We start from the raw sequence: 25,657 nt of genomic DNA, 5'->3' as shown, positions 1-25,657 counted from the left end.
CCACCACCTTCCCCCCGCAAGCGGGGGGACAATCAAGCGGGGGGCAATCAAGCGGGGGACAAACAAGCGGGGGACAAACAAGGGGCGGAATCCCTCCGCCCCCTCTTTATTTCGCAAAATGCTCTTTGGCAAATCCCATTTTCTGTACGATTTCCAGGGTTTCCACGAAGGTGCCTTTAGCGTCCCTGACGGCCATGTACCGCACCAGTACCGGTTCTCCGTTTTTCTCCATCCATACGTCGAAGAGGTCCTGCTTCCCTGTGCGGAAGGAGTCGATCAGGTTTTTCACCATGGGCACCACCTTTGGCGGGTGGCAGGTATAGACTTCCCGGCCCAGGGCGGTGGCGGGACGGGAGAAGAGTTTGGGGGCGCCGTCGTCGTTCCAGTAGCGGTTGATGTCGTGGGCGTCTACGAAGGTGATTTCAAAGGGGAGGGTATTCAGCAGGGCGGTGAGTTCTTTCACCGTGAGCCGGCCTGTGGGAAGGCGGATGATTCCGTCGGAGAGGGAGCTTTCTTCCTTTTCCTTCGGGAAGGCTTCCTGCCAGCGGGGCTGGGGGCCGGTGAGGCAGGGTTCCATGTGGGAGAAGTCCCGGGCGATGGCTTTCCATTCTTCTTCTTTGAAATTCTTGGCGCAGAGGGGGAAGAGGATGTTGTTTTCCTTGTAAATCATTTCTTCGGCCCTGGTGAGGGCGGAGGAGAGGCGCTCCTGCCACTGGGGCGTTTCGCGGACGGCAGGGCTGGCAAGGCCCCGTTTCTCCAGATTTCTCAGGGTGTCCCTGATTTCATCGTCCACGCTCCACATGACGTCGGAGGGGCCGGAGAAGCCGTAGTTCATCTTCAGGATGGGGTAGAGGACGTTCTTTTTATTGTAATGGAAGGAAATCCGGCGGAGCGCTGCCAGTTCGTCCATCAGGTTTTCTCCTGTGTCCAGAGCCTTCCGCACTTTTTCCAGGCGGCTTGCGATGGCTTCGTTTTCCAGGGAAAGGATGGACAGGGGGTGGCCGGGGATGGCGCGGAGGGCTTCGTAAAGGCCGTCGGCGCCGTCTTTCCGCTCAAGGGCGGCGGGGGAGCGGCGGCCCAGTGATTCCTGTACCTTGGCTTCGGCGGCGGCAATTTTTTCTGCTCTGGTGGCGCCGTGGAAGAGGGCGGAGTGGACGTCGCAGAGCCGCTGCACGTCCCGGAGGGGAACGCCGCCCTTCAGGAGAGACTGCTCTGCCAGGGCGATTTCACCGGGGTCCACATCCTTGAAATGCTTCACAAAGTCCGCCCGTACCTTTTCCAGGTCTTCTCCGGCGGAAAGGCGGCGGATGTATTCTGTGATTCTGGCGGTTCTTTCATCCGGCGTTTTTTCGGCAGGTGCCGGTTTCTCCTCCGGCGCCTGGGCGAAGGAGCCGCCCAGGGTAAAGCCGTGGGCCATGAGGGTGGAAATCACCTTTCCCATGTCGATGTGCATCATCATGGCCCCTTTGGGAATGGTCATGAAACGGCCCAGGGTGTTGAGGGCTGTTTTTTCGGTAATGCGGGTAAATCCCAGTTCCTTCATAATGGGAATGAGTTCCGGGTATTCCTTCACCAGGTCATGTACGTTTTTTGTAAGATAAATGATTTTTGAGTCTGCCATGGAGGCCTCCTTCTATTTCATAGATAATTTTCAATGGATGAAATCATTGTAACATGAAGAAAGGGGGGATGTCACTACGGGACATCCCCCCTTTTTCAAGGCTGGGAAATTCTTGATAAAAACAGCTTTATACGGTTCTCACCGCTTTCCGGCAGCGGGTGAAGATTTTCCCGAAGGCCCAGGCCGTGGCGGCGGTGAAGGCCATGCCGGGAGCAGCGGCTATGAGCATCAGGGTGAGGCCCTTGCCCAAAAGGAAGTACATCACCACCCGGGCCAGGGCGGTGCCCAGGGGGCCGGAGAGGATGTAGAAAAGTTTATTAGACCCCGAAAGGAGCCAGAAAGCGCCCACGCCCAGGCGGAAGGACATCTGGATGGCCACGTTGAGGAGGGTGCAGGTGCCGAGGGAAAGGCCTATGAGAGAGGCCAGGATGCCGGCGATGATGTATTTCTTAAATCCGAACACGCCGCAGACAGCCACGGCAATGGGAGCGGAGAGCTGGAACTCCGTACCCGGCACAATGCCGGGAATGCGGAAGGTGCCGCTTACGGCGATGAGCACGGCCAGAAGGGCTGTTTCGCAGCAGTCCATGGCCATGGTTCGTTCTTTATTGATGGATATGGTCTTTTCCATGATAGACTCCTTTGAGATTTGAGGGGGGGAAGGTTCTCAGGTTTGACCGGCCTGGTGGCCGGAGGGTTCTTAAGTTGTGCGCAGCCTGCGGCTGTGAGGGTTATGGATAGCCCCACAGGGGCCGCTGCGCGGCCGGGTTCAGAGGGTTCGGCCCGCCAGGGGCGGGCTGGTTCAAAGGGTTCAGAGGGGAAGGTGGACGGGCCCTTTGGGCCCGAGGGTTATGGCCGCCTTCGGCGGCAGGTTGTATAGAAGGGTTGTGAAGGGAAAGGTTCTTAAGACTGACCGGCCCTATAAACTCATCGCCCACAGGGCGATACCACAACCCTTGGGCCCGCAGGGCCCAGCCCCCTGAGCGGAGCGATGCACAGCGAACACATTTTGCACTATGCGAACTGGATTCGTAGGGGAGCAAAGCAACCTGAGAATCCAGTGAGTCAGTGACAGCAGAGGATGCACTATGCGAACTGGATTTGTAGGGAAGCGACAGCGACCTGAGAATCCAGTGAGTCAGTGACAGCAGAGGATGAAGGAGCGCCAGCGACGCACAAAATGTAGTGAGTCGTTTCCCCTTTGGGGACACAACCCTTCTGCACAACCTGCGGCGCCAGCCGCGCCTCTCCCGCCGATTGGTATTTACTGCCATTTGTCTCATATGCGGCATGCACCGAGATTCTTCGCTTCGCTCAGAATGACTGTGTCCGGCGGGAAAGCGCGTAACGCCGACTTTATACTCATCGCCCCAAAGGGGCGATACCACAACCCTCAGCCACGAAGTGGCTGTCAAACTTTAGAACCCTAAGAACCCTCGGGGCGAAGCCCCGTCAACCTTTCTCTTTGAATCTTCTGAATCCGGGACTGGAATGCATCAGCAGTCCCCTGTAAGACACTCTTCCATCACTTCCACCGCCCTGTCCAGTTCTTCCCTTGCATGGGCGGCGGTGACGGTGAGGCGGATGCGGCTGGTGCCGGCGGGCACGGAGGGCGGGCGGATGGCGGAAAGGAGGATGCCTCTTTCCCGGCAGCGGGCGGCGTATTCCATGGCCGCTTCTTCCCTGCCCATGACGATGGGGATGATGGAGGTATCGCCGGGGAGGAAGGAAATGCCCGCTTCTGTGAGCTTTTCCTTCATATATTGGGTATTCCGGCGGAGGGCGCCCATGTATGTCTCCGGATTTCTTTCCAGCAGGCGCAGGGATGCCAGGGCGGCGGCGCCGGTGGAGGCGGAAATGGAGGTGGAGAAGATGAAGGGGCGGGAGCGGTTCCGGAGGTAGTCGGTCATATTTCTGTCAGCGGCGGCAAAACCGCCTTCGGCGCCCAGGGATTTGGACAGGGTGCCTACCTGGATGTCGATGCCTTCCATGTGGTAGTATTCCGCCGTGCCCCTGCCTGTTTCACCGATGACGCCTGTGGCGTGGGCGTCGTCCACAATGAGGCAGGCGCCGTATTTTTCCTTCAGGTGGACCAGGGAGGGGAGGTCCGCCACGTCGCCGTCCATGCTGAATACGCCGTCGGTGACGATGAAGCGCTGCCCCTTCGTTTCCGTTTCGGCAAGGAGCTTTTCCAAAGCGGCCATGTGGGAGTGGGGATAGACTTTGACCGTGGCTCTGGAAATCCGGCAGCCGTCTACAATGCTGGCATGGTTCAGGGCGTCGGAGAAAATGACGTCTCCCGGCCCGGCCAGGGCGTAGAGGACGCCTAGGTTTGTCATGTAGCCCGTATTGAAAATGACGGCGTCTTCCTTGTGCTTGAAGTGGGCGATTTCCTTTTCCAGGTCGGAGAGTTCAAATACCGCGCCGCTGGTGAGGCGGGCCCCGCCGGAGCCGGTGCCGTAGGAAATGGCCTGGCGGGCCGCTTCTTCCACTTCCTTTTCATGGGTCATGCCCAGGTAGTCGTTGGAGTTGAAGACGATGTATTCCTTCCCCGCCCTGTCCACTCCTCTGGAGGCGGTGATCATGCGGAGGTCCGAAACTTTGCGGAAGCGGCCCTCCGCCCTGATTTCCTCCAGCCTTTCCGGTATGTCACTGATCTTCATGGGGGAGCCTCACAAGAACGGTCTGGTTCTGCATGTAATCATCGTATTTCTTAATATCCGTGCCGGGCTTGACGAAGAATACCCGGCCGCCTACGGGGTCGCCCATGTCCTTCATTACCGTAATCCGGCCGTAGCCGAATTTCCGGGAGCCCACGTAGCCGGTGACATAGTCCGGGTCGTCGGACCAGCAGAGCTCTGCCACCGTGCCGGGGGCATAGGCCACCTTGGACGCCAGCACCAGCGCTTCCCGGGGATGGTCGCCGCCAAGGCCTTTTTTACCCATGATTTCATCGTAAAGGGCGGTGTCTTCGCAGTCCATATTGCTGCAGCGCACGCCCCGCTCGTGGCGGTCATCCAGCCGCTCTCCCGTAACGGCGTCCATGACGATGGCGCCCCGCATGCTGTCGGTGAGGGATTCCAGTTCATGGAAGGCGCTTCGGATGGCGGCCTCACTGACGCCGATGCGGGCGAGCTCCTTCTTTGCCGTTTCCCGTCCTTCTTCCTTTGTGGACGTATTCATCTGGTAAATGGGAATCATGGGGCAGTAGGCAATGGTCTGGGGCTTTACCTCTTCCACCTTCACCTGGATGAAATCGGCGGCGCCCCGTTCATGGGTCCTCGCCCGGCGGAGCATGGCAATCACGTCCGCTTCCACCTGGTCCTCCGGCACAATCCGCTCCGCACCGGAAATATGACGGCCTCCTTCTCCATGGTAACCGCCAAGACTGGAACGCATTTTGACACTGTACAGCAACGAAACCACTCCTTTTGTTAACTACATATGTCTTTATTGTCAACCGCAAAGGCATAAAATAATCCGAAGTTATCGCACTTCGGCTGTTGTTTTTTAGTGTAAAACTGTTAACTGATATTTGTCAAGTTAGAAATATTATTTAGTTTACAATACAAGAAACGGAAGAGTATGGACAAGCGCCTGTGGCGCGGTCGGGGCCGGGACCTGGGCGGTGCTTGCCCGTATTCCCGAAGGGGCCTGCGCCTGCGGCGCAGAGGAGCATATGGCATCCATCGGGCCTCCGGCCCTTGGTGCCAAGGGTTGTGTAGAAAGGTTTCACCTTTAGGAGAAAGTCCGGCGCAGCCGGATAAGGGGGAGCCGCGTAGCGGCTGATCACCAGAATGCTTATCATGCTATATGACACTGGAAGTGAATCCCGTAACGCTGATTTTATAAACATTGCCCGAGAGGGCAATCCGCCACCCTCAGCGCCGCAGGCGCTGTCGCCCCCTGAGCGATAGCGACGCAACCCTTCTACACAACCCGCGGCGCCAGCCGCGCCCCTTTTTTATAATCTGCGGCGGAGCCGCCACAACAACCCTCGGCCCGAAGGGCCGTCAAACTTAAGAACCTTAAGAACCCTCGGGGCGCAGCCCCGTCAACCCTCACGCCGTAGGCGTGTCCTCCCCTCTTTATTATTTGAAAGAATTCTATTTTTTTGCTAGAATGGTACTGTTATCATTGAAAGAGGTGCGAAATGTTTTTACATGAAATGATTAAAGGGGCGGACCCTTCCCATGTGGTATTTGAGGGAGAAAGCCGCGTCACTTACGGAGAGCTGGCAGAGGCGCTCCGCCGATACAGAAACTGTCTCTATGAGATGGGTGTCCGGAAGGGGAACCGGGTGGCCCTTTATTCCGCCAACCGGCCGGAGTTTGTGTATGTGTATCTGGCAGTGGTGAGCCTGGGGGCCATCATTATCCCGGTGAACAATTCCCTGGTGGACCGGGAAGTGGATTACATTATCAAAGACGCAGGAGCCATGCTCCTTGTTACCGATACGGCGCTGGAAGTGTCCTGCCCGTCCATTGACATCCATGACCTGGATTTCAAGGCGGGAGAAGGGAAGAGCGCTGAGGCGCCGGCGTTCCCGAAGGACGTGACAGAGGATGACGTATGCGCCCTGGTGTATACATCCGGTACCACCGGCAGCCCGAAGGGGGCCATGCTCACCCATCGGAATCTGGTGAGCAATGTGGAGCAGTTCATTTCCCGCATTGTATTCAAGGCGGAAGACAAGGTGCTCTGCGTGCTGCCCATGTTCCACTGCTACGGCCTTACCACCGTGGTGAATGCAGGCCTCTATGCCCATTCCACCATCGTCATCCTCCGCTCCAAGAGCCCTACGGAAATCATCAATACCATTGTAGAACATTCCGTCACCATTGCCATCATGGTGCCGCCTATGTACAACCTGCTGGCAAGGCGCGGCGAGCCTTCGGTGATGAAGACGGTGCATACCTTCATTTCCGGCGGCGCCTCCATTCCCCAGCCCGTATCCCAGGCCTTCTATTTCCGTTTCCGCCATCCCGTACAGGAAGGCTACGGCCTGACGGAAGCATCGCCGGTGGTATGCGTGCTCCCCAGCGCCAAGCCGAAGTACCTGACCAGCGGCCCGGTGCTGCCGGGGGTGGAAGCCTATATCCGCACGGAAAACGGCGCGCCCTACACCGCAGGCACGGTGGGCGAACTCATGGTGCGCGGTTCCAACGTCATGAAGGGCTACTGGAACAAGCCGGAAGAAACGAAGAAGGTGCTGTCTGAAGACGGCTGGCTTCGCACCGGCGACCTGGCCTACATGGACGACGACAAGTATATTTATATCGTGGACCGCATTAAAGACCTCATCATCGTGAACGGGGAAAATATCTACCCCGGCGAAGTGGAGGACTGCATCTACGAAGTGGAAGGTGTGGCGGAATGCGCCGTGGTAGGCCATCCGGATCCCCTCCGCGGACAGGCGGTATGGGCCTATGTGGTGATGAAGGAAGGATATGATTTCGATGAAAATAAAATCAGGAAGCATATGTCCAAGAACATCGCCAGCTACAAAATCCCCCGCCGGTTCATCCCCATGGACGCCCTGCCGAAGAACGCCACCGGCAAGATCCTGAAACGGGCGCTCCGGGACAATTAAACAAAGAGCAGCGAAGAAACGGGAAATTTCTTCGCTGCTTTTTTGGTGGTCTGGTGAGGCAGTGGGACAGGAGGCGGCTGTCCGCTATCGGCTGTCGGCTTACCGCTTGCTGCGGCACCTTTCCGCCGACCGGTATTGTTTAGTGAGCTAGGGAAGCGCTGATTAAATCACTGTCTGCTTTTATTCTTGAATTTTTATGCAATGTAAGGAATGGGACGACGCGAATAGCGAGCTATTTAAGGCAGCAGTCCTGCATAGGACTGCTGAGCCAAGGTAAGTTGGCGCCTAGACTGCTCATTAAGGCGCCTTCCTTTTATCCTTGGCCGATTTATGACGAAACAGTGCATAAAAATTCTTATAAAAGAAAACTCTATGAATTAATCAGTGCTTCTCTAGGGAAGCACTTACCGCATACGCCAGAAGTGTTTTCCGCCGACCGGTATTATTTAGTGAGCTAGTGAGCTGGTGTACTAGTGAGCTAGTTGGAGTCACTTACGGCATACGCCAGAAGTGTTTTCCGCTGACCGGTATTATTTAGTGAGCTAGTGAGCGGTGTACTAGTGAGCTAGTTGGAGTCACTTACGGCATACATCAGAAGTATTTCCCGCCCACTGGTATTTACAGGCAGATGAGTTACTGGCGGCACTCACCGAGATTCTTCGCCTGCGGCTCAGAATGACCCTGTCCGGCGGGAATTTCAGCGCGTACAGCCCTTGCCCACCCCTGTTTAAGGGGTGGGTGGCGAGCGCAGCGAGCCGGAAGGGGTTAGCCGACAGGCGGCATATATACTCATTGCCCGAAGGGCAATCCACAATCCTCAGCACCATAGGCCGCTGTCAAACCTAAGAACCCGACCGCCGTAGGCCCGTCAAACTTGAGAACCTCTTCCACAATACTTTTCCACATAATCCTCTGAACCCTCTGAACCTTTTTCCTCAACCCTTCTACACAACCTGCGGCGTCAGCCGCGCCCCTTTTTACTAGCGGCGAAGCCGCCACCACAACCCTCGGGCCTAAGGCCCATCAATCTCAAGAACACTGCCGCGCCCCTTTTTCGCCCAAAGGGCGCCCCTCTGCACTCACAAAAAAAGACTGCGCCGAAATGACAATCATTTCGATGCAGTCTCTTTTTCATTATTCATTATTTCTGATAGGGCACGATAGAGGCGCAGTGGGGCATGACGGTGATGGTGTAGTCGTCTTTGCCTTCTTCTTTCAGGATTTTCTGGGCCAGCTGCCAGGCTTCTTCTACGGTAGCCACCGGGGTCTGGTTGGTCTTTTTGATGGCCTCGAAGTTCTCCGGCTTGGTGACCAGGATGATGTGGTATTTGTGGGTCATGCAGAAGAGGTTGAAGGCTACGAAGAAGGGGATGGTGAAATGGTGGCGCAGGGCTTTTTCCATTTCCTCTTCCGTATCGTACTTAAAGCTGCCCAGGTAGGAAGGCGGCTCGTAAATGTCGCTGGCTTCCATGATGGCGATGATGATGCCCCCTTCTTTGGTTACTACGTCGGAGGGGTCATAGCACTTGCAGCCCTGGTAGAGGGATACGTCCTTCGGATAGCCGCCGGCGCAGGCGAAGGCTACGTCGCATTTTCCCTTGAAAGGCACTTTCTGGATGCGGTATACGATTTTTGTGCCCTCCAGCCAGGCCTTGTAGGGGTCGCCGCCTACCATGGCGCAGATTTTGCCTTCGGAATTGATGATGGAATGAACCAGGAAGCAGGGCTTGATCATGTCGCTGGCTTCCTGCATGTCGTCGGATACGGGGTTGTCCTCCAGCAGGGTGGAACGGGTCTTGGGGTTAATGCCGCTGCCGAACTTTTCGCCCAGGGCATGGCAGTGGTTGATCTGGATGGTGTCGTCGCCTGCCACGCCGGGAAGAATGAGCTTCCGGCCGCCGCCGTAACCGGCGAAAAGATGGGTGGTAATGCCGTCGATGACGATGACCTTGTCCGCTTCCACCGCATGCTTATTGATCCACACCGGCGTGCCCCGGGAGGTGTCGCCCACATGGACAAGTTCGTCCTTGTTCATGCAGTGGTGCTGGTAGAGCTTCACCCTTTTGGTAAGCTCTTCGCCTACCACCAGAATATCCTCCTCCGGCGTCTGTTCCCGGTGGGTGCCCTGGGCAAAGAGGATGCAGATGTCTTCATCAGGCACGCCGGCCAGGTTCAGCTCGTTCACCACATGGATGACAAACTGGTCGGAATGATTCCAGGTACGGGTTACGTCGGCGCACACAATGCACACCTTGTCTCCCTTTGAAACGATCTCCTGCAGGGGCCTGCTGCCAATGGGGTGGCGCATGCATTCCAGAGTGGCCTCCTTCACATCACAGGCAGGGGTGGGGTTTCCTTCCAGAACGTCCAGGATGTGCTCCTCCGGCAGGCTCACCTTCTGCACGCCGCGGCCGAAACCAAATTCGAATTCTTTCAGTGCCATAATCCATTCCTCCTTTGCTGGAAAGGAAATAAAGATGCAATAGGTATATAGGTATTTTTTATTATAACACAGCCATGGATAGGCTATGTTTCAAAAAAAGCATAGGTGGATAAATATGTCATAGATAGCAGGGCCTGTACCGATGGGACAGTGGGCCTTTGACCGCTGCCCTGATGATTGCGGGTTTGTATTTTCGATGGCCGGAGAGACATTCAGGCAGTCAGACAGCCGGACGTCAGGCGTCCAGTCGCTGTTTCTCCGCAATCTTACGATCATTGGAAAGTTGTTTTTTCCGTTTTCTGTGGTATAATGGGCATAGAAAGAGACAGCTGGCATCCGTGACGTGGAAAGTGGCTCTCTCATAATTTTTTGTAATTTGAAAGGAGCCTTCCAAGCCATTGGATGGCTTTTTTCAATTGCTACTTCTTAACAAGTGCAATGATGGCGACCACCAGGGCTGCGAAATTGATGATGACCATAAAGGCCTGATACAAGTCTTGGCTCATAGTGAATCACCTCCTCTTACAGGAGTAAGAGAAAGCCATGCCAGCTGTTTTATGTAAATAGTATCATGTTCCTTGAAACTATGGCAAATAGTTTCAACAAGAAAAAGCCTTCTGAACTGCAGGAGGTTTTTCTTGTTTACTTATCAAAAGGAATAGTTGATTTGATAAGTAACTATCCTATAATATCCACCGCTCAAAGTCTGTTTCATGTCGAACGACCGCTACTTACTGATATATGATTCACTGGCGGCATGCACCAAGATCCTTCGCTGTCACGAGAATGACCGTGTCCGGCGGGAAGGTCAGCACGTAACGCCGCCGACAGGCGGCATTAAAAACTTATTGCCCGAAGGGCAATCCACAACCTTCTGAACCCTCTGAACCCTCTGAACCCTCTGAACCCTCTGAACCCTCTGAACCCTTTGAACCTTTTCCCTCCACAACCCTTCTACACAACCCTTCTACACAACCTACGGCGAAGCCGTGCCCCTTTGCGCCCAAAGGGCGCACATACAATGAACCATAGTCATTTGATTATGCTGCAAACGCAATCATGCTTTACCTGTAATGATTCTTTTCTATTGGACTCCATTTCAGATTTATATGATAATGAAAGAAACATGTTCGTGAAGTAAATTTCATAGATTTTACCAAGACAGTCCCTTTTTCTGAAGTTTTCATTTTCCAGGCCCGACGGGCATGGGGAGGTGGATTTCATGATTCATGTGGCAGTGGTGAGCGATGAGCCGGATACCATGGGCATGGTCCGGCGGGTGTGCGGGTCCTTTGCGCGGGACCGCGGCCTGGATCTGTCTTTCCGGTCCTATGAGAACAGCTATGTGTTCCTGCAGGAGGCGGAAAACAGGAAGCGGCTTTTTGAAATCGTATTTCTTGATACATCGGTGCGGGGCATGAATGCCCTGGATACGGCAGCGGCCCTGCGGAAGATGGCGGAGGCGCCGGTGCTTGTTTTCCTGTCCGCCACAGAAGGTTACTGTATGGACGCTTTCCGCGCGGGGGCGGTTCATTATCTGAAGACCCCTCTGGCGGAAAAGGACGTGGAGGAGGCGCTGGAGCGGGGATTTGCCTTTCTGGAGCGGGACTGGCACAGGAAGGTGGTTTTTAAAACGGCCGATGACCTGGCGGTGGTAGATCTTTCCACCCTGGAAGCGGTGGTGAGCGACGACCATCAGCAGCTTTTCTGCCTTGCAGATGGCAGGCAGCTGGAAGTCCGGGCCCGGATTTCCGAGGTGAAGGAGCGGCTTTCCGACGTTTCTCCCTTTGTATTCCTTTCGCCCTGCCGGGGCATCCTGGTGAACAGCGAGGCTGTGCTGCAGCTCACGCCTGCGCAGGTGGTGCTGAAGAGCGGCAGGACGCTTCCTGTGGCCAAGAGGAAATATACGGAGTTTAAGGAAGCACTGACCCATGTAAAGAGTCTGGGAAGGGAGGATTGAGCCGGAGACTTTTCTTTGCATATTTCATATAAGGATTGCAGGAAATCCTGTTTTCCCCGTGATGGGGCAGGGAGTATCATCATGAGAAAACGCGTGAAGAAGAGAAAAGGATTCATGATTCTGGAGCTTGTCATTGCCGTGGCCATTATCGGTGTGCTGGCAGCCATGGCGGTGCCCAACCTTATCGGCCTTACGGACGAGGCCAAGGTGGCGCGTATTCAGTCCGATCTGTCCACCATCGGTACGGCGGTGGATGTGTACTATGTGAAGAACGGTGCCTATCCTTCGTCTTTGTCCAGCCTGGTGGGAAACAGCAGCGAGGGCTATCTGAAGAAGCTGCCGGAGCCGCCGGATAAGTCCGTTACCTATGAACTGAAGGACAAGGGAGAAGTGACCGGCGCGTACAAAGGGAAGATTTATTCCTCCTTCGGCACCACCACCCAGGCTACATGAGTAGAATAGTGGGACAGTGAGATAGTGAGACAGTGGGATAGATAAAACACATTGGATATCTGCGACAATGGTTTTCCTTAGTTTCCGGTGAAGCAGGAGGCAGTATGGACAGGATGGAGGGGAAGGATGGCTGGGACAGGCTGTGGCGGGAGAGACGCTGGCTTCTGGTATGGGCGGCGGTGCTCCTTTCTTACGGCGCTTTTCTCATGAAGGGCTGGCTTTTTCTTTCGCCTTTCTTCTTTCTGGTGCTTCTGGTTCTCCCTGCCCTGGAGGACTGGCGCACCGGTTATATTTCCGACGGCTGGAGCATTCTGCTGGCCCTGTCGGGGCTTATGAACGCCCTTTGGCGGCAGGAACTTCCTGCCAGCCTTCTTTCCGCCGCCATTGTTTTTATGATTTACGGCGCTTTATGCCTCATTGCAAAAGAATCCGCAGGGACAGGGGATATGGTTCTATCCACCGGCACAGCCTTCTGGCTGGGCCCGGTATCCTGTCTCTTTTTTATATGGTTTTCCGCCCTTACGGCCCTGCTCTTTCTGGCGCCCTCCCTCCTTCTTGGAAGAAAGGGAGCCTCTGAAAAAGTGCGGTTCGGCCCTTTTATCGCAATGGGAGGCGTGTTGGCCTATGGATGGCAGGAAATATGGGGTTTCCCGCAGGCCTGGATTCCTTTTGGCTGAGGCCCTGGCGGTACTCTTTCTGGTTTCCCTCACCGCCGCCATGGCCTTTCCGGCTCTCTGGGACTATGAGGAGAAAAGGGAACTGGATCTGGCGGCGGAAACCCTGGCCTCCGCCATCCGCGAGGTGCAGGTGCTCTCCAAAAATGACACCGGCCGTTATGGGAATACGGCCAATGTGTACCATTTCTACTGTCTCCCCGACGGGGAAGGCAGGGCATACTACTACACCAGAAGGGGTGTCAGTGAAATCCGCCCCAAAGGCAGACTGCCCTCCTCCGTCCGCCTCTCCGGCAAGCTGGAGCTTACCTTCCGCAAAAATTATGCAGGGGAAGGTAATACCTACTCCACCGTGCTTACCACCAGGGACGGGAAGTATAGAAAGGAAATCACCGTGGCGGTGTATACGGGACGGGTGAGGGTGAATTAGAGGCATGAGGCGCGGGGAGGGATTCCCGAATGCAGGAAAGGGGAGCGCCTGACGGCGCAGGTTGTATAGAAAGGTTGTGTTCGCTGGCGCTCAAGGGGCAGTCCGGCACAGCAGGATAAGGGATAGCGGCCAAAGACCGCTAATCACTGTAATGGGGTCCAGCTTATGAATCCAAAGGTGTCAAAACGGACTCAGCCGGAAGAAGATTGCTTTTGTCCCTGCTTCCGGCGGGAAGACAGACTCGTAACGCCTGCCGCCGTAAGGCGTCTATATATTCATCGCCGAAGGCGATACCAACACCTTCAGCCCCACAGGGGCTGTCGCCCCCTGAGCAAAGCGAACACAACCCTTTGCCCGCAGGGCAAAGCCCCTTCGGGCCTTCAGGCCCGTCAACCTTCCCCTCTAAACCCTTTGAACCTTCTGAACCTTCTGAACCCTCACGCCGCAGGCGTGTCCAGCGGCAATCCACAACCCTCAGCGGCCAAAGGCCGCTGTCAAACCTAAGGACCTTCCGGCCGTAGGCCGGTCAAACTTGAGAACCTTTTCCCCACATAACCCTTCTATACAACCTGCCTGCGTCAGCAGGCCACAACAACGGAGATGAGTATAAATGCTGCCTGCGGCAGCGAAAGCCATACAACCTCCGACCCTCGTGGAAAGGCATTCCCCCTTTGGTGCCTTGCGGCACCACCTTTCCCCCGCAAGCGGGGGCACAACAAAGCTCCACGAGGCAGTTACCTCAATAAGTAGCTCTAACTAAAGCACGGGTTGTTCTGCTCCCGCTTGCGGGGTGGCAAAGGAACTGGATTTGTAGGGGAGCAAAGCGACCCGAAAATCCAGTGACATGCTTCCCTTTGGGTAAGTCCCGCGTAGCGGGAAAGGGGGAGGCGAGCGCAGCGAGCCATGCCTTTGGCAGGCGGCATTAAAAAAGTTATTGCCGCGAAGCGGCAATCCACAACCCTCGGGCCGCAGGCCCGTCAAACCTAAGAACCTTAAGAACCCTCGGGGCCGACAGGCCCCGTCCACCTTCCCCTGTGAACCCGGGGCTGCTTCGCGGCCCCAAGGAGGTCTCTATGAAACGGAAAGGCTTTCTTCTTTTCTGGGCCCTGTGCGGGCTTTCGGCGGCAGGTATCCTGATTGCCGGCATGGCTTTTTCTCTTCATACGGCTCTGGAGTGGGAGGGGAAGCGGGAGATGGCGCTGGACGAGGCTCTCCTGGCCCAGGACAGGATGGAGCGGGCCAAGTATTATCTCCGCTTCGGGAAGGGGACCATGCCGTCTTCTGAAAGGGTCACGCGGAACGGAAGGGTATACCAGGTAGACATCCGGCGGCAGGCGGAGGAAATCCAGGGGGTGCCCATGGTCCGCGTCCGGTGCCGGGCGGCAGGCAGGGGAAGCGAAGGATTTGTACTGGAAACGCTGATGGAGGACAGGGAATGAAGAGGAAGGGACTGATGCTGCTGGATGCCCTGATGGCCCTTCTGCTGCTGTCCGTGCTCTCTGTTATGATGGCGCCTCTGGCAGGCAGCTGGCTGACCGCCCTGGAAATGGGGACGGTGCGGACAAAGCTTTCGGAAACAGGGCTTTCTGCCATGGATTTCATGGTGGAAAAAATCAGGAACAACCGGCGCATCATGACGAAAGCGGTGAATGGGGACAGCTATGATTATGTGGCCATAACGGACAAGGGGACAGACGGTACCTACCGTTTCTTCGTGGACAGGGAGAAGCTGAAAATCCAGCTCTACAACGACACCATCCAGCCTATAACAGGAGAGCACACCGGCCCTGAGGGCTATGCCTTCCGGCCGGGGGAAGGGAATCTTTTCAGACAGATAGAAAGCGGGCCGGTGAGGATTTCCTTTACCATGCACCAGCAGATCAAGGGGACGGATATGGATTTTGAGACTTCCGTCATTCCCTACGCCGATTTCTATGAAAAGGGGAAGGCTTATGAATAGAAGAAAAGGAAGTCTGGCCCTGTCCCTCCTCCTCTTCCTTACGGCCCTGCTTACCCTGTCCCTGGGATTCCTCTTTTATCAGGGAAGGAGCCGGGAGGCCGTCATTCATTACCGGAAGGGCCTGCAGTCCGTCTACGGGGCGGAAAGCGGGGCCAGCTGGGCCCTGGCGCTGCTCTCCCGGGGCGGGGAGAAAAGGGATATGACCCTTACCCTTTTGGGCAGGACGGTAATCGTATCCTTTCCGAAAGAAGGGGAAATCCAATCCATGGCGGAGGACGAAAGGAAGGATTACCGGCGGTATGTGGTCATTTCCTATACTTTGGAAGAAAAGGAAGGAAAAGGTCTGCTGAAAGTGGAGGACATCAGAAGTGAACCGTAAAGAACAGTGGATTAAGAAATTAAAGGCCCATCCCCTGTGGCAGCAATGGCAGGCCTGGCGCCATCCCTTCATGGTCTGTTTCCTTCTGGACGGAAGGCTCTGGGCGGCGGATCTGGAGGGCCGCCGTTTCCTTCGCCGGTCTTCTGCGCCGGTGGAAAAGATGACGGAAGAAAATATAACCGCCGCCTTCCGGGAACTTCAAGAAAAGGGGATGAAGCGGAAAGACGTGCTTCTTCTTGTCAATTTCCCGGATCTTCGGCTGGAAAACAGGAAATATCCCGCCATGACGGAGGAGGAAATGGAAGAAACCATGTACTGGGAAGAAGACCGGCTCTTCCGGACGGAGGAGCCCATGGCCGTAGGCTATGAGGTCACCTCCCACACGCCGGCGGGCTGGGAGGTGCACGTGGAGGCAGTGAAAAAAGGGACCCTTTCCCTGTGGGAAAAGAGCGCTCTTTCCGCAGGCGTCCGCATAGGGAAGGCCCTTCCTTTGACGGCCATCCCCCTTTCCCCGCTGCCCCATTTCATCCTTTACGGCCGCCGGCGGTCTGCCATCCTGATTTTCCGCACCGGGAAACTCCTTCGCAGCCGCATCCTGAAGAAGGATGAGGAAGGGAAACTGTCCCTCTTCATGGGCCGCTGCCTTTCCAATTTCCACATGGAAAAGGCAGGCTGTTTCTTCATCCCCCTGGCGGACTGCAGGGAGGAGGAGCGGATTTTCTGGAAGGAAAAATTAAAGAAGGAAATCGAAGGAACGGACAGCCTTCCTGCCGGCGCCGTGACCATGGAAGAAACTCCCTTTTCAGGCTCCGCCACCGCCTGGCAGGCCATGGAGCCTCTCTGGAAAGGGGTGGACCATGGGCGTCTCACCCTGCCCCTTACGGAAAAGGCGCCGCCCTTCATCAGCCCTGAAAACAGGACCCTTCGGGCGGCCCAGGCCCTCTGCCTTCTGGGAGCGGCGTTCTTCCTCCTTTCCGGCGGACAGTTTATGACCGCCCGAAGCCACCTTGAAGGCCTTCGACAGGAAGGGGAAGCTCTGGCGCCGCAAAAGGAGCGCATGGTCCAGGCAAGGCAGGAAAGGGCGGAAGAAAGAGAACTTCTGGCTCTTTTGCAGAAGCTGGAAAAGAGGGACGGCAAGTGGGAAGAAAAACTGGTGTCCCTGGGAGAATCACTGCCTCCGGGCATTGTGATTTCCTCCATCCGCCAGGAAGAGGGCGCCCTTCACATCAAAGGCACCGCCCAGTCGCCGGACCAGGTGACCCTCTTTAGGAATGCCCTCTCCGCCTCCTGGGGAAAGCCCCTGCAGAATGGAAAGCAGAAGGTGAACCCCGTCACCCACCTGGTGGACTTTACCCTTTCATTGAAAGGAGGCGCCCATGGACTGGAAAAAACTCAGAAATGACAGGAAATACACAGGGGTCTTCTTCCTCCTCGCCCTCCTCCTCTTTCTGGGCGGCGGCTACCTGAAACTTATGACCGCAGAAAAGGAAAACCTCAGCGCCGCCCGGGAAATGGAAAACAGGGAAATCAGCCACTTTGCCGCCCTTCCCGAGTCCCCATCCCGCCTTCCCTTTCTGGAAAGCCTCTTTCCGGCCGCTTCCTCCGCCTCCCTTTTAAGGGCCCTGGAGGAAACAGGCCTCAAGGCGGACACCGTTACGGAAGAAGAAATGGAAGGAGAGAAAGGAATATTTCATATTTTTCATATTTCCGGCACCGGCACCTATGCACAAATCGTGCAAACCTTTGATATAATAAAAGGCAAAGAAAGATGGAGTGCCGTGAACCTCAAAGAACTGAAACGGTCCCCCAAAGGACTGGCCTATGAAATGGAGATTCAGACATTCCAAATCCGAGGTACCTATGAAAAAGAGAAATATAGTCCTCATCGGTCCCATGGGCACCGGCAAGAGCCGGGCGGCGAAAATCCTCTCTGACGGACTGGAATGGCAGCTGGCGGACACGGACCGGATGATGGAACGAGAAACCGGAAAGAAAATAGCAGATTTTTATAAAGAAGCAGGCCCCGAAGCCTTTGCGGAAAAGGAAATGCAGGTCATAGGCCACGTGCGCTACTACCACGAAGCGGTGATTGCCATGGGCGGCAACTACCCCATGACAGAAGAAAAATTCCACCTCCTCTCCGAATACGGCCTCATGATCCTCCTCTACGCCCGCCCCTTCCGCCTGGCGGAACGGGTGCGCCGCCGCATCGGCAAAAGGCCTACCATGGACTACTCCGACGTAGACGGCTACGTGCGGCAGATGCTCCGGAAATGGGCGAAATGGAGGGACCGGGTGGACCTGGTCATCAACACCACCAACTGCCACCCCGAGCAGACCGCCCTCCTCATCGCCAGATATATAGACCAGCACCACATCTCCTTCGCGGAACGGAGGAAATAAGGGGGGCGTCAATGGCGGTGCTTACCGGTATTCCCGAAGGTTGACTCGCCCTTGCGGGCTCGAGGGTTGATGGTGCCGCCGGGGCTGACGCCCCTGGGCGCCAAGGGTTCTGTCCGGGACCGGCTTCGCCTCCCGGACGGTTTGAGGGCTCCGCCCAGGGTAGTTATGAAGTATCGCTCCGCTGGGGAGGTACGGCGCCTTACGGCGCCAATATAAAAGCCGCCGTAAGATGGCTATATACTCATCGCCCGTTAGGGCGATACCACAACCCTCAGCCGCGCAGCGGCTGTCAAACCTTAGAACCTTAAGAACCCTCGGGGCCGCAGGCCCCGTCAACCTTCTCCTCTGAACCCTTTGAACTTTCTGAACCCGCCTGCTCATGGGAATACAGCTTAATGACAGCTCAGGACTCTAAATCATAAAAGGAGGGATACTATGGATAAACTGGCAGTACTGACAAGCGGCGGCGACGCGCCCGGCATGAATGCAGCGGTGCGGAGCGTCGTGCGTACCGCTTTATGTTACGGAAAGGAAATCTACGGCATTTACCGGGGCTACTCCGGCCTTCTGGAAGACGACATGATTTCCATGACCTCTTCCTCCGTCAGCGGCATCGTCCTTCATGGCGGCACCATGCTGAAAACAGCCCGGTGCAAAGCCTTTTTTGAAGAGGAAAACCGGAAAAAAGCGGTGGATATCCTTCGGAAACGGGGCATAGAAGGCCTTGTCGTCATCGGCGGCGACGGCTCCATCCAGGGAGCGGAAAGGCTGACCCGCCTGGGCATGCCTACAGTCACCCTGCCCGGCACCATTGACAACGACATGCACGGCACCGACGAAACCATAGGCCACGACACCGCCGTCAACGCCGTAGTATCCGCCGTGAGCCGCATCCGTGACACCGCCTCCGCCCATAACCGGGCGGCCATTATCGAAGTGATGGGACGATTTGCAGGAAATATCGCCCTGGATGCAGGCCTGGCCTGCGGCGCCGAATACATCCTGGTGCCGGAAGTGCCCTTCAGCCGGGAAAAACTGGCCAGAAGCCTGAAACTCCAGATGAAGGCAGGCAGGACAAACAGCATTATCATCTGCGCCGAAGGCGCCGACGACGGCAGAGCCCTTTCCGACTGGCTTACCGAAAGAACGGACATCGACATCTGCACCACCATCCTGGGCTTCATCCAGCGCGGCGGCCAGCCCACCGCCAGAGACGGCATCCTGGGCTCCGTCCTGGGGGCGGCAGCGGTGAAGGCCCTTCTGGAAGGAGAAACCGGCGCCCTGGCAGGGATGCACAGAGGACAGGTGCGGATTCTCCCCTACGAAGAAGCAAAAAAAGAAAAAGAACCGTTCAAACAGAAACTGTACGAACTGTCCGTCATGCTGGGATCCGCCCAGCATGACGGAGACATCCGGGAAACGGGATTGTAAAAAAAGAGCACTGGTGGAAACCAGTGCTCTTTTTTAGTGAGCTAGTGGGCTAGTGGGACAGTGGGCGGCTGTCCGCTTGCCGTTGACTTTGGGCCGTATTCCCGAAAGCAGAGAGACGGCAGATATCAGACTTCAGACTATCAGACGTCTGTTCCCGCCGAGTGGTATTGTTTAGTGATCTAGTGAGCTGGTGTACTAGTGGGCTAGTTGGAGTTACTTACGGCATACACCAGAAGTGTTTCCCGCCGACTGGTATTTATTACCGGTTGTCTTCAATGTGCCGGGTACCAAGATTCTTCGCCTACGGCTCAGAATGACCGTGTCCGGCGGGAAGTTCAGCGCGTAACGCCCTTGCCCACCCCTGTCCAAGGGGTGGGTGGCGAGCGCAGCGAGCCGGAAGGGGTTAGCCGACAGGCGGCATTAAAAACTTTATTGCCCGAAGGGCAATCCACAACCCTCGGGCCGCAAGCCCGTCAAACCTAAGAACCTTCCGGCCGTAGGCCGGTCAAACTTGAGAACCTTTTCCCCTCACAACCCTTCTATACAACCTGTCTGCGTCAGCAGGCCACAACAGCGGCGATGAGTATAAATACTGCCTTCGGCAGCGAAAACCACACAACCTCGCGACCCTCGTGGAAATGCACCCCTTCTGTCGCCGCTGTTTTTTACTTAAGCTGCATTACGCATAGCGCCGGTAAAAGTTCCCCCCTCCGGGGGAAAGGTGGTGCCGCAGGCACCAAAAGGGGTGTATTTCCCATGTGGAGACCCTGCAGAGGGTCTCCAAGTCGGGCGAAGTTGGTCCCTAGCCTGCACATAAAAGGACTTTCCAATAAATCGCCCGACCGATGCCGCAGGCGCGGTTTTATGGTTTTGCCGCCGACAGGCGGCATATAAAACTTCATTGCCGCGCAGCGGCAATCCACAACCCTCGGGCCGTTAGGCCCGTCAAACCTTAGAACCTTAAGAACCCTCGGGGCCGGAGGCCCCGTCAACCTTCCCCTTTGAACCCTCTGAACCTTTCTCCTCACAACCCTTCTACACAACCTGCCTGCGTCAGCAGGCCACAACCTGCGGCGCCAGCCGCGCCCCCTTTTACGCCCGAAGGCGGGCCGAACCCTTTGAACCCGCGAAGCGGCGGAGCCGCCCTTCTATTACAGTCTCATCTTTCCCTTCATATGAAGTCCCGGCTGTCCGGGTACATAGATATTGGTCCAAACTTCCAGGGTGTTCCAGTTCTGCACGTGAACCACGGCGATGCCTGCATTTTCCTGCCAGTGCACCATGTACACGTGGTCTGCGATTTCCTCTGCCGTGAAGGGCATGGTGTCGGAGTAGCCCTTGCCTTCGCCTGCTGTCTGGGTGAAGGTGAGGGTTTTATTGTCCTTGAATTCCACATCAAACACGGCGGCGGGGGAGAAGTCCATGGTGACGTGATGGCCGATGCCGGGGTAGAGGTCTTTTCTTACCCAGGGTTCCACGCCGGTGATGACCCGGGCGCCGAAGGCGAGGGTGTCAGCGCCGGTAAGGGCGGGGTATTTTTCGCTCATCATGGAAACGATGGCGTCTGCCGTCTTTCCATTGGCCAGGGCTTCCCGGTAGTATTTCAGGTATTCCAGGGTGCAGGAAAGGATGGATGGATTTCCTTTGCTTTCATCATTGTAATGGTGGCTGGCAATGACCTTTTCCGGCGCAAGGGACGCCATGGTTTCTACCTGGCGGATCCATTTGTCCAGTTCATCAAGGCCCTTGGTGTCCGCCATCCAGGGATGGCTGTCTTCTGCCAGGGATACGCCGCCCAGCACCGTTTTTTCTGACGGCACGTAGAGGAAGCTGTGCATTTCATCGTCCGGGCAGGTGACGATTTTGATTTCCTCCCCTTCCAGCTTCGGCAGTTCCTTCACCGCCTCCGGCAGGATGAAACGGGAAGGCGCGTCTTCGCCCAGCGCTTTTTTCCAGACAGCGAGCTTGTCATTCATGCTGGCGGAAATCATCCAGGCCGTCTGGGCGGTGGAAAGGATGCGGGCCTTCGGGAAGGCTTCGGCCAGCACGTCCAGGCCGAAGTAGTAGTCCGGGTCGAAGTGGGAAATATAAATCACCTTCAGCTCTTTTCCGCTGTCCTTGATGCGCGCTGCCAGTTCTTCCGCGTACTGCTTCTGGAACTGGGCGTCCACCAGGAAGGCTTCCTTCTCGCCGGTGATTACAGTGGAGGTTACGTCAAAAATGGCTTTGGCGCCGGGATGGTAAACGTGGAATGCAAGGGACATATTAGTTTCCTCCTTTAGAAGAAAGACCGAAGGCATAGCCGGTCATGGAAATGGAGCCCAGGTTTCTTACCTGGTTGAAAACAAGGGGCTTTTCTCCCTCCGCAGCTCCCAGAGCATAGAGGAGAGGCAGGAAATGGTCCGCCGTAGGAGCGGCGTACATGCTGTCCGGGTGGTCTTCGTAGGAAATCACCTTTTCATCGTCCCTGGCAGAGACTGCATCGGTGATGTAGGCGTCGAACCGGTCCGCTGCCGGAGAGCCGCCTTCGTTATTCCATTCCACCTTGTACAGGTTGTGCACAATATTTCCGCTGGCAAAAATCAGGTACCCTTCCTCCCGGAGCGGCGTGAGGGCCTTCCCGATTTCATAGGAAGCTCTGGGAGAAATCTTCCCGTCAATGGAAAGCTGTACCACTGGAATGGAAGCGTCAGGGAAGAAATGGGTTAGCACCGTCCAGCTGCCATGGTCGATGCCCCAGTCATCATTAATGTCGGCCGAAGGAAGCAGGGACAGCACCCGGTCCGTAAGGGGACGGAAGCCCTTTGGCTCATACTTCACTTCATAGAGCTCTTTGGGAAATCCGTACATATCAAAAATCTGCCGGGGAGAAGGACTGGACTCCACATGGCTTCCCCTGGTGTACCAGTGGGCGGACAGGGACAGGATGGCCTTCGGACGGCCAAAGGTGTCTATGATTTCCTTCCCCAGATCATGAAAAGTGCGGGTGAGGTCATTCTTTTCCAAAGCAATCATGGGACTTCCATGTCCCGTGAAAATAACAGGCATTTTTGTCATGAAATCATCTCCTTAATAGTGGGCTGGTGGACTAGTGAGCTAGTGTACTAGTAGGCTGGTGTACTAGTGGGCTGGTGGGATAGTGGGGCAGGGGCGGCTGTTTGCTATCTGCTGTCCGCTTGCCGCTGGACTTTTGACCGCACTCCCGAAAGCAGGGAGACGGCAGATATCAGACTTCAGACTATCAGACGTCTGTTCCTACCGAGTGGTATTGTTTAGTGATCTAGTGAGCTGGTGTACTAGTGAGCTAGTTGGAGTTACTTACGACATACACCAGAAGTGTTTCCCGCCGACTGGTATTTATTACCGGTTGTCTTCAATGTGCCGGGTACCAAGATTCTTCGCCTACGGCTCAGAATGACCGTGTCCGGCGGGAAGTTCAGCGCGTAACGCCCTTGCCCACCCCTGTCCAAGGGGTGGGTGGCGAGCGCAGCGAGCCGGAAGGGGTTAGCCGACAGGCGGCATTAAAAACTTTATTGCCCGAAGGGCAATCCACAACCCTCGGGCCGCAGGCCCGTCAAACCTAAGAACCCTTGGGCCGTTAGGCCCGTCAATCTTAAGAACCTTTTTTCACAGCCTTTTCCCTCACAACCCTTCCACACAACCTGTGGCGAAGCCGTGCCCCTTTTCGTGCCCCAAAGGCGCCCCCTCTGAACCCGGGGCGGCAGAGCCGCCCCTACAGTATACTTTTTATACTTGCTTTCATTATATGACTGATATAAAATAGCTGACAAGAAGGATATTTTCCTTGACCTGGTATGAAACACTTGCGTATAGGAGGAAATTATGGAAAATAATTTATTCGGCGTCTGCCCCTTTGTGACAGCCCAGAAGCTGCTGCAGGGGAAATGGGCCATTCTTATCCTGCATGCCCTGAGCGAAGGGACGAAAAGGTTTAATGATCTGGAGCGGGAAATCCATATCACCCATGCCACGCTGTCGTCCCAGCTGAAGTACATGGAAAAAGAAGGGCTGGTGCACCGTACCGTGTATCCGGAAGTGCCGCCAAGGGTGGAGTACTCCCTCACCGCCATGGGCCGCCGCTTTGCACCGGTGCTTGACAGCATACAGACCTGGGGAGAGGAATATATAGAGTTTCTGAAAGAGAATCGTATATAAATAAATACATATGCCGGATCTGCAGACAGGTATGGGCAGAGGGGCTGTGAAGAAATGATTTACATTTTTTCACAGCCCCTTTTTTGGAAAAGTTTTGATGTTATTATTGACGTTACAAAGAAACTGTGCTAGTATGCTTGTAACGAAACAATTTACATTGATTATCAAATCATTTTTGAAAAGGAGATTACCCATATGAAAATCGCAGTAGCAGCAGCAAACGGCAAAGAAGGAAGACTGATTGTAAAGGAAGCACTGGAAAGAGGCATGGACGTTACCGCCATTGTCCGCAGTGCCAATCAGACGGAAGCAAAGCAGGTGATTCAGAAAGACATTATGGATCTTACCAAAGAAGACCTGCAGGGCTTTGATGTAGTAGTAGACGCTTTCGGCGTGTGGGACCCCTCTAAAATGAACCTCCACAGCGTCACCCTCGGCCATCTGGCAGACATCCTCTCCGGCAGCCATACCCGCCTTCTGGTGGTAGGCGGCGCAGGAAGCCTTTACACCGATAAGACCCACAGCCTGAAGATTTCCGAAACCCCCGATTTCCCGAAGGAATACCTCCCGGTGGCCAACGGCATGGGACAGGCTCTTGACGAACTTCGGAAGAGAAAGGACGTGAAATGGACCTACATCAGCCCGGCCGCTGTTTTTGATCCGGAAGGAAAGCGCACCGGCTCCTACACCCTGGCAGGGGAAGAATTCACTGTGAACGCTGAAGGACAGAGCTATATTTCCTACGCCGACTACGCCATCGCCCTGGTGGATGAAGCGGAAAAAGGAAATCACATCGGTGAAAGAATCAGCGTGAGGAAATAAGGGGCCGTCATTGGAGGTCGGGAAACGGCTGTCCGCTGCCTGCTTACCGCTTACCGCCGGACATGGTTTTCCACAGGCGAAGTTCGGTTGTAAAGGTCTTATTCCGCGGAGCGGAATGATAAAACGTATCGCCGCGAAGCGGCGATACCACAACCCTTTGAACCCTCTGAACCTTTAGAACCTTCTGAACCCTTTTGCGTTCGGGAATACCGTTCAGCCTGCAGAAAAGCAGCGCCATTATGGCGCTGCTTTTCGATTGCCCGATTCATTTGTCATAAATAATGAGGCCCATGAAGACCAGGTCTTCGTCCCCCGTGTTTTCCAGACCGTGACGGCTGCCGTTTTCGCAGAACATGGCGTCCCCCGGCTTCACCTCGTAGGTGCTGTCGTTATCGGTGTAAATACCGCGGCCGGAGAGAATATAATAGATTTCTCCGTCTCCCCGGTGCTGGTGTACGCCCATGGAGCATCCCTTTTCCAGGGTAGCCTTCACATAGACCCGGCATTTGTCCTTTAGCACCTCCGGCCCTGCAATGGGCTGGAGGATAATGCGGCCCTTGCCGCCGTTGGCGTGTTCGATGATTTTAGGTGGGAGTTTTGGAAGCATGGGATTTCCTTCTTTCATAGGTAAATAGATTTGAGGTTTGAGATTTGAGGGGGATAGGGGCGGGAAGCCATATTCTCGAAAGCAAGAGGGTACAGAGGATAAAAGGGTTCTTAAGATTGACGGGGCTTTCGCCCCGAAGGTTCTAAGGTTTGACAGCCCTTTGAGGGCTGAGGGTTGTGGTTGCGGCTCCGCCGCAAGTATATACGCTGCCTGTCGGCAGCGATGGCGGACGCCTTTAAAAATGAAAGGCGCCATGATGATAAAACCGGGGAACCGCCCTGCGGGCGAAGCTCGGTTGTATGATTTTCCATTCCGCGGAGCGGAATTACAAAACTCATCGCCCCTAAAGGGGAAACGACTCACTATGATTGGTGCGTCGCTTTGCTCCTGCCAATCATGTTCGCTGTGCACCCGAAGGGCGATACCACAACCCTTGGGTCCGAAGGGCCCGTCAAACCTAATAACCCTCCGGCCCAAGGGGCCGGTCAATCCGTTGAACCTTCCCCTTTGAACCTTTTGAACCAGCCCGCCTGCGGCGGGCCGAACCTTCTGAACCTGGCCCCTTCGCAGCCCCTACTCATTTCTCCAGTGATACCCTGCCAGTTCTTCTTCCGATACGTTTCCTATCCTTACACGGGAGAGGTATTTCCTGGCGATTTTACCCAGGGAGACCAGGGTGGATACGGGGGTGGGCGGGTGGTTTGT

The 25,657-nt window shown here is 55.6% G+C and carries 23 protein-coding genes; 14 read left to right on the top strand and 9 right to left on the bottom strand.

Annotated features, from left to right (window positions below; translation table 11 throughout):
- Positions 1-106: 106 nt before the first annotated feature.
- The 4 genes from Q0482_RS03270 to Q0482_RS03255 form a co-directional block, all read right to left on the bottom strand.
- A complete protein-coding gene (locus Q0482_RS03270; protein ID WP_299143331.1) occupies positions 107-1,621 on the bottom strand; it encodes a DUF438 domain-containing protein in 1,515 nt (504 codons plus the stop codon).
- A 127-nt stretch (positions 1,622-1,748) separates the two neighbouring features.
- Positions 1,749-2,252 carry a hypothetical protein gene (locus Q0482_RS03265; RefSeq protein WP_299143329.1) on the bottom strand — a complete coding sequence of 168 codons (504 nt, stop codon included), beginning with the start codon at positions 2,250-2,252 and terminating at the stop codon, positions 1,749-1,751.
- A gap of 865 nt (positions 2,253-3,117) precedes the next feature.
- A complete protein-coding gene (locus tag Q0482_RS03260) occupies positions 3,118-4,284 on the bottom strand; it encodes a pyridoxal phosphate-dependent aminotransferase family protein (protein ID WP_299143327.1) in 1,167 nt (388 codons plus the stop codon).
- Entirely contained in the window at positions 4,271-5,047 is a 777-nt protein-coding gene (locus tag Q0482_RS03255) for a 6-carboxyhexanoate--CoA ligase (protein WP_299143325.1), read from the bottom strand. Before Q0482_RS03255 ends, Q0482_RS03260 begins: the two co-directional genes overlap by 14 nt.
- Before the next feature lie 727 nt (positions 5,048-5,774).
- Between Q0482_RS03255 and Q0482_RS03250 the strand changes: the two genes are divergently transcribed.
- On the top strand, positions 5,775-7,214 hold the full coding sequence (locus Q0482_RS03250) for an AMP-binding protein (RefSeq protein WP_299143323.1): 1,440 nt from the start codon (positions 5,775-5,777) through the stop codon (positions 7,212-7,214).
- 1,141 nt (positions 7,215-8,355) lie between these two features.
- Here the strand turns inward: Q0482_RS03250 and larA are convergent.
- The gene (gene larA / locus Q0482_RS03245) at positions 8,356-9,657 is read right to left on the bottom strand and encodes a nickel-dependent lactate racemase (protein WP_299143321.1); all 1,302 of its coding nucleotides are present in this window, start codon (positions 9,655-9,657) and stop codon (positions 8,356-8,358) included.
- 419 nt (positions 9,658-10,076) lie between these two features.
- Positions 10,077-10,163 carry a putative holin-like toxin gene (locus tag Q0482_RS09995; protein ID WP_363316337.1) on the bottom strand — a complete coding sequence of 29 codons (87 nt, stop codon included), beginning with the start codon at positions 10,161-10,163 and terminating at the stop codon, positions 10,077-10,079.
- A 716-nt stretch (positions 10,164-10,879) separates the two neighbouring features.
- Here Q0482_RS09995 and Q0482_RS03240 point away from each other — a divergent pair.
- From Q0482_RS03240 to Q0482_RS03190, 11 genes are all read left to right on the top strand, one after another.
- A complete protein-coding gene (locus Q0482_RS03240; protein ID WP_299143319.1) occupies positions 10,880-11,617 on the top strand; it encodes a LytTR family DNA-binding domain-containing protein in 738 nt (245 codons plus the stop codon).
- Between the two features lie 81 nt (positions 11,618-11,698).
- Positions 11,699-12,070 carry a type II secretion system protein GspG gene (locus Q0482_RS03235; RefSeq protein ID WP_299143317.1) on the top strand — a complete coding sequence of 124 codons (372 nt, stop codon included), beginning with the start codon at positions 11,699-11,701 and terminating at the stop codon, positions 12,068-12,070.
- Positions 12,071-12,174: 104 nt separating this feature from the next.
- On the top strand, positions 12,175-12,747 hold the full coding sequence (locus tag Q0482_RS03230; RefSeq protein WP_299143315.1) for an A24 family peptidase: 573 nt from the start codon (positions 12,175-12,177) through the stop codon (positions 12,745-12,747).
- Entirely contained in the window at positions 12,740-13,174 is a 435-nt protein-coding gene (locus Q0482_RS03225; protein WP_299143314.1) for a hypothetical protein, read from the top strand. Before Q0482_RS03230 ends, Q0482_RS03225 begins: the two co-directional genes overlap by 8 nt.
- Before the next feature lie 1,073 nt (positions 13,175-14,247).
- On the top strand, positions 14,248-14,613 hold the full coding sequence (locus tag Q0482_RS03220) for a hypothetical protein (protein WP_299143312.1): 366 nt from the start codon (positions 14,248-14,250) through the stop codon (positions 14,611-14,613).
- Positions 14,610-15,134: a hypothetical protein gene (locus tag Q0482_RS03215; RefSeq protein ID WP_299143310.1), complete on the top strand. Its 525-nt coding sequence runs from the start codon at positions 14,610-14,612 to the stop codon at positions 15,132-15,134. The genes Q0482_RS03220 and Q0482_RS03215 overlap by 4 nt, the downstream gene beginning before the upstream one ends.
- Positions 15,127-15,513: a hypothetical protein gene (locus Q0482_RS03210; protein ID WP_299143308.1), complete on the top strand. Its 387-nt coding sequence runs from the start codon at positions 15,127-15,129 to the stop codon at positions 15,511-15,513. The genes Q0482_RS03215 and Q0482_RS03210 overlap by 8 nt, the downstream gene beginning before the upstream one ends.
- Entirely contained in the window at positions 15,503-16,915 is a 1,413-nt protein-coding gene (locus Q0482_RS03205; protein WP_299143306.1) for a PilN domain-containing protein, read from the top strand. The genes Q0482_RS03210 and Q0482_RS03205 overlap by 11 nt, the downstream gene beginning before the upstream one ends.
- On the top strand, positions 16,890-17,447 hold the full coding sequence (locus Q0482_RS03200; RefSeq protein WP_299143304.1) for a hypothetical protein: 558 nt from the start codon (positions 16,890-16,892) through the stop codon (positions 17,445-17,447). The genes Q0482_RS03205 and Q0482_RS03200 overlap by 26 nt, the downstream gene beginning before the upstream one ends.
- Positions 17,335-17,916, top strand: coding sequence for a shikimate kinase (locus tag Q0482_RS03195; RefSeq protein WP_299143302.1), 582 nt, complete (start codon positions 17,335-17,337; stop codon positions 17,914-17,916). The genes Q0482_RS03200 and Q0482_RS03195 overlap by 113 nt, the downstream gene beginning before the upstream one ends.
- A 435-nt stretch (positions 17,917-18,351) precedes the next feature.
- Positions 18,352-19,347, top strand: coding sequence for an ATP-dependent 6-phosphofructokinase (locus Q0482_RS03190; RefSeq protein ID WP_299143300.1), 996 nt, complete (start codon positions 18,352-18,354; stop codon positions 19,345-19,347).
- A gap of 1,151 nt (positions 19,348-20,498) precedes the next feature.
- On the opposite strand, the gene Q0482_RS03185 is transcribed toward Q0482_RS03190, so the two are convergent.
- Both Q0482_RS03185 and ygiD read right to left on the bottom strand, forming a co-directional pair.
- A complete protein-coding gene (locus tag Q0482_RS03185) occupies positions 20,499-21,611 on the bottom strand; it encodes an MBL fold metallo-hydrolase (protein ID WP_299143298.1) in 1,113 nt (370 codons plus the stop codon).
- A 1-nt stretch (position 21,612) separates the two neighbouring features.
- A complete protein-coding gene (gene ygiD, locus Q0482_RS03180; protein WP_299143295.1) occupies positions 21,613-22,404 on the bottom strand; it encodes a 4,5-DOPA dioxygenase extradiol in 792 nt (263 codons plus the stop codon).
- Positions 22,405-23,190: 786 nt separating this feature from the next.
- Here ygiD and Q0482_RS03175 point away from each other — a divergent pair.
- Entirely contained in the window at positions 23,191-23,523 is a 333-nt protein-coding gene (locus Q0482_RS03175) for a helix-turn-helix domain-containing protein (RefSeq protein WP_299143292.1), read from the top strand.
- 195 nt (positions 23,524-23,718) lie between these two features.
- Positions 23,719-24,345, top strand: a complete 627-nt coding sequence (locus tag Q0482_RS03170) for an NAD(P)-dependent oxidoreductase (RefSeq protein ID WP_299143289.1) — start codon at positions 23,719-23,721, stop codon at positions 24,343-24,345.
- Between the two features lie 265 nt (positions 24,346-24,610).
- Here Q0482_RS03170 and Q0482_RS03165 read toward each other — a convergent pair whose 3' ends face one another.
- Positions 24,611-24,952, bottom strand: coding sequence for a cupin domain-containing protein (locus Q0482_RS03165; RefSeq protein ID WP_299143286.1), 342 nt, complete (start codon positions 24,950-24,952; stop codon positions 24,611-24,613).
- Positions 24,953-25,657: the final 705 nt, after the last annotated feature.

This window comes from uncultured Dialister sp. (assembly GCF_937959425.1).
Lineage (GTDB): Bacteria > Bacillota > Negativicutes > Veillonellales > Dialisteraceae > Dialister.
Note: the sequence above shows the minus strand (reverse complement) of the source record. Positions and strands in the feature narration are given on the sequence as shown.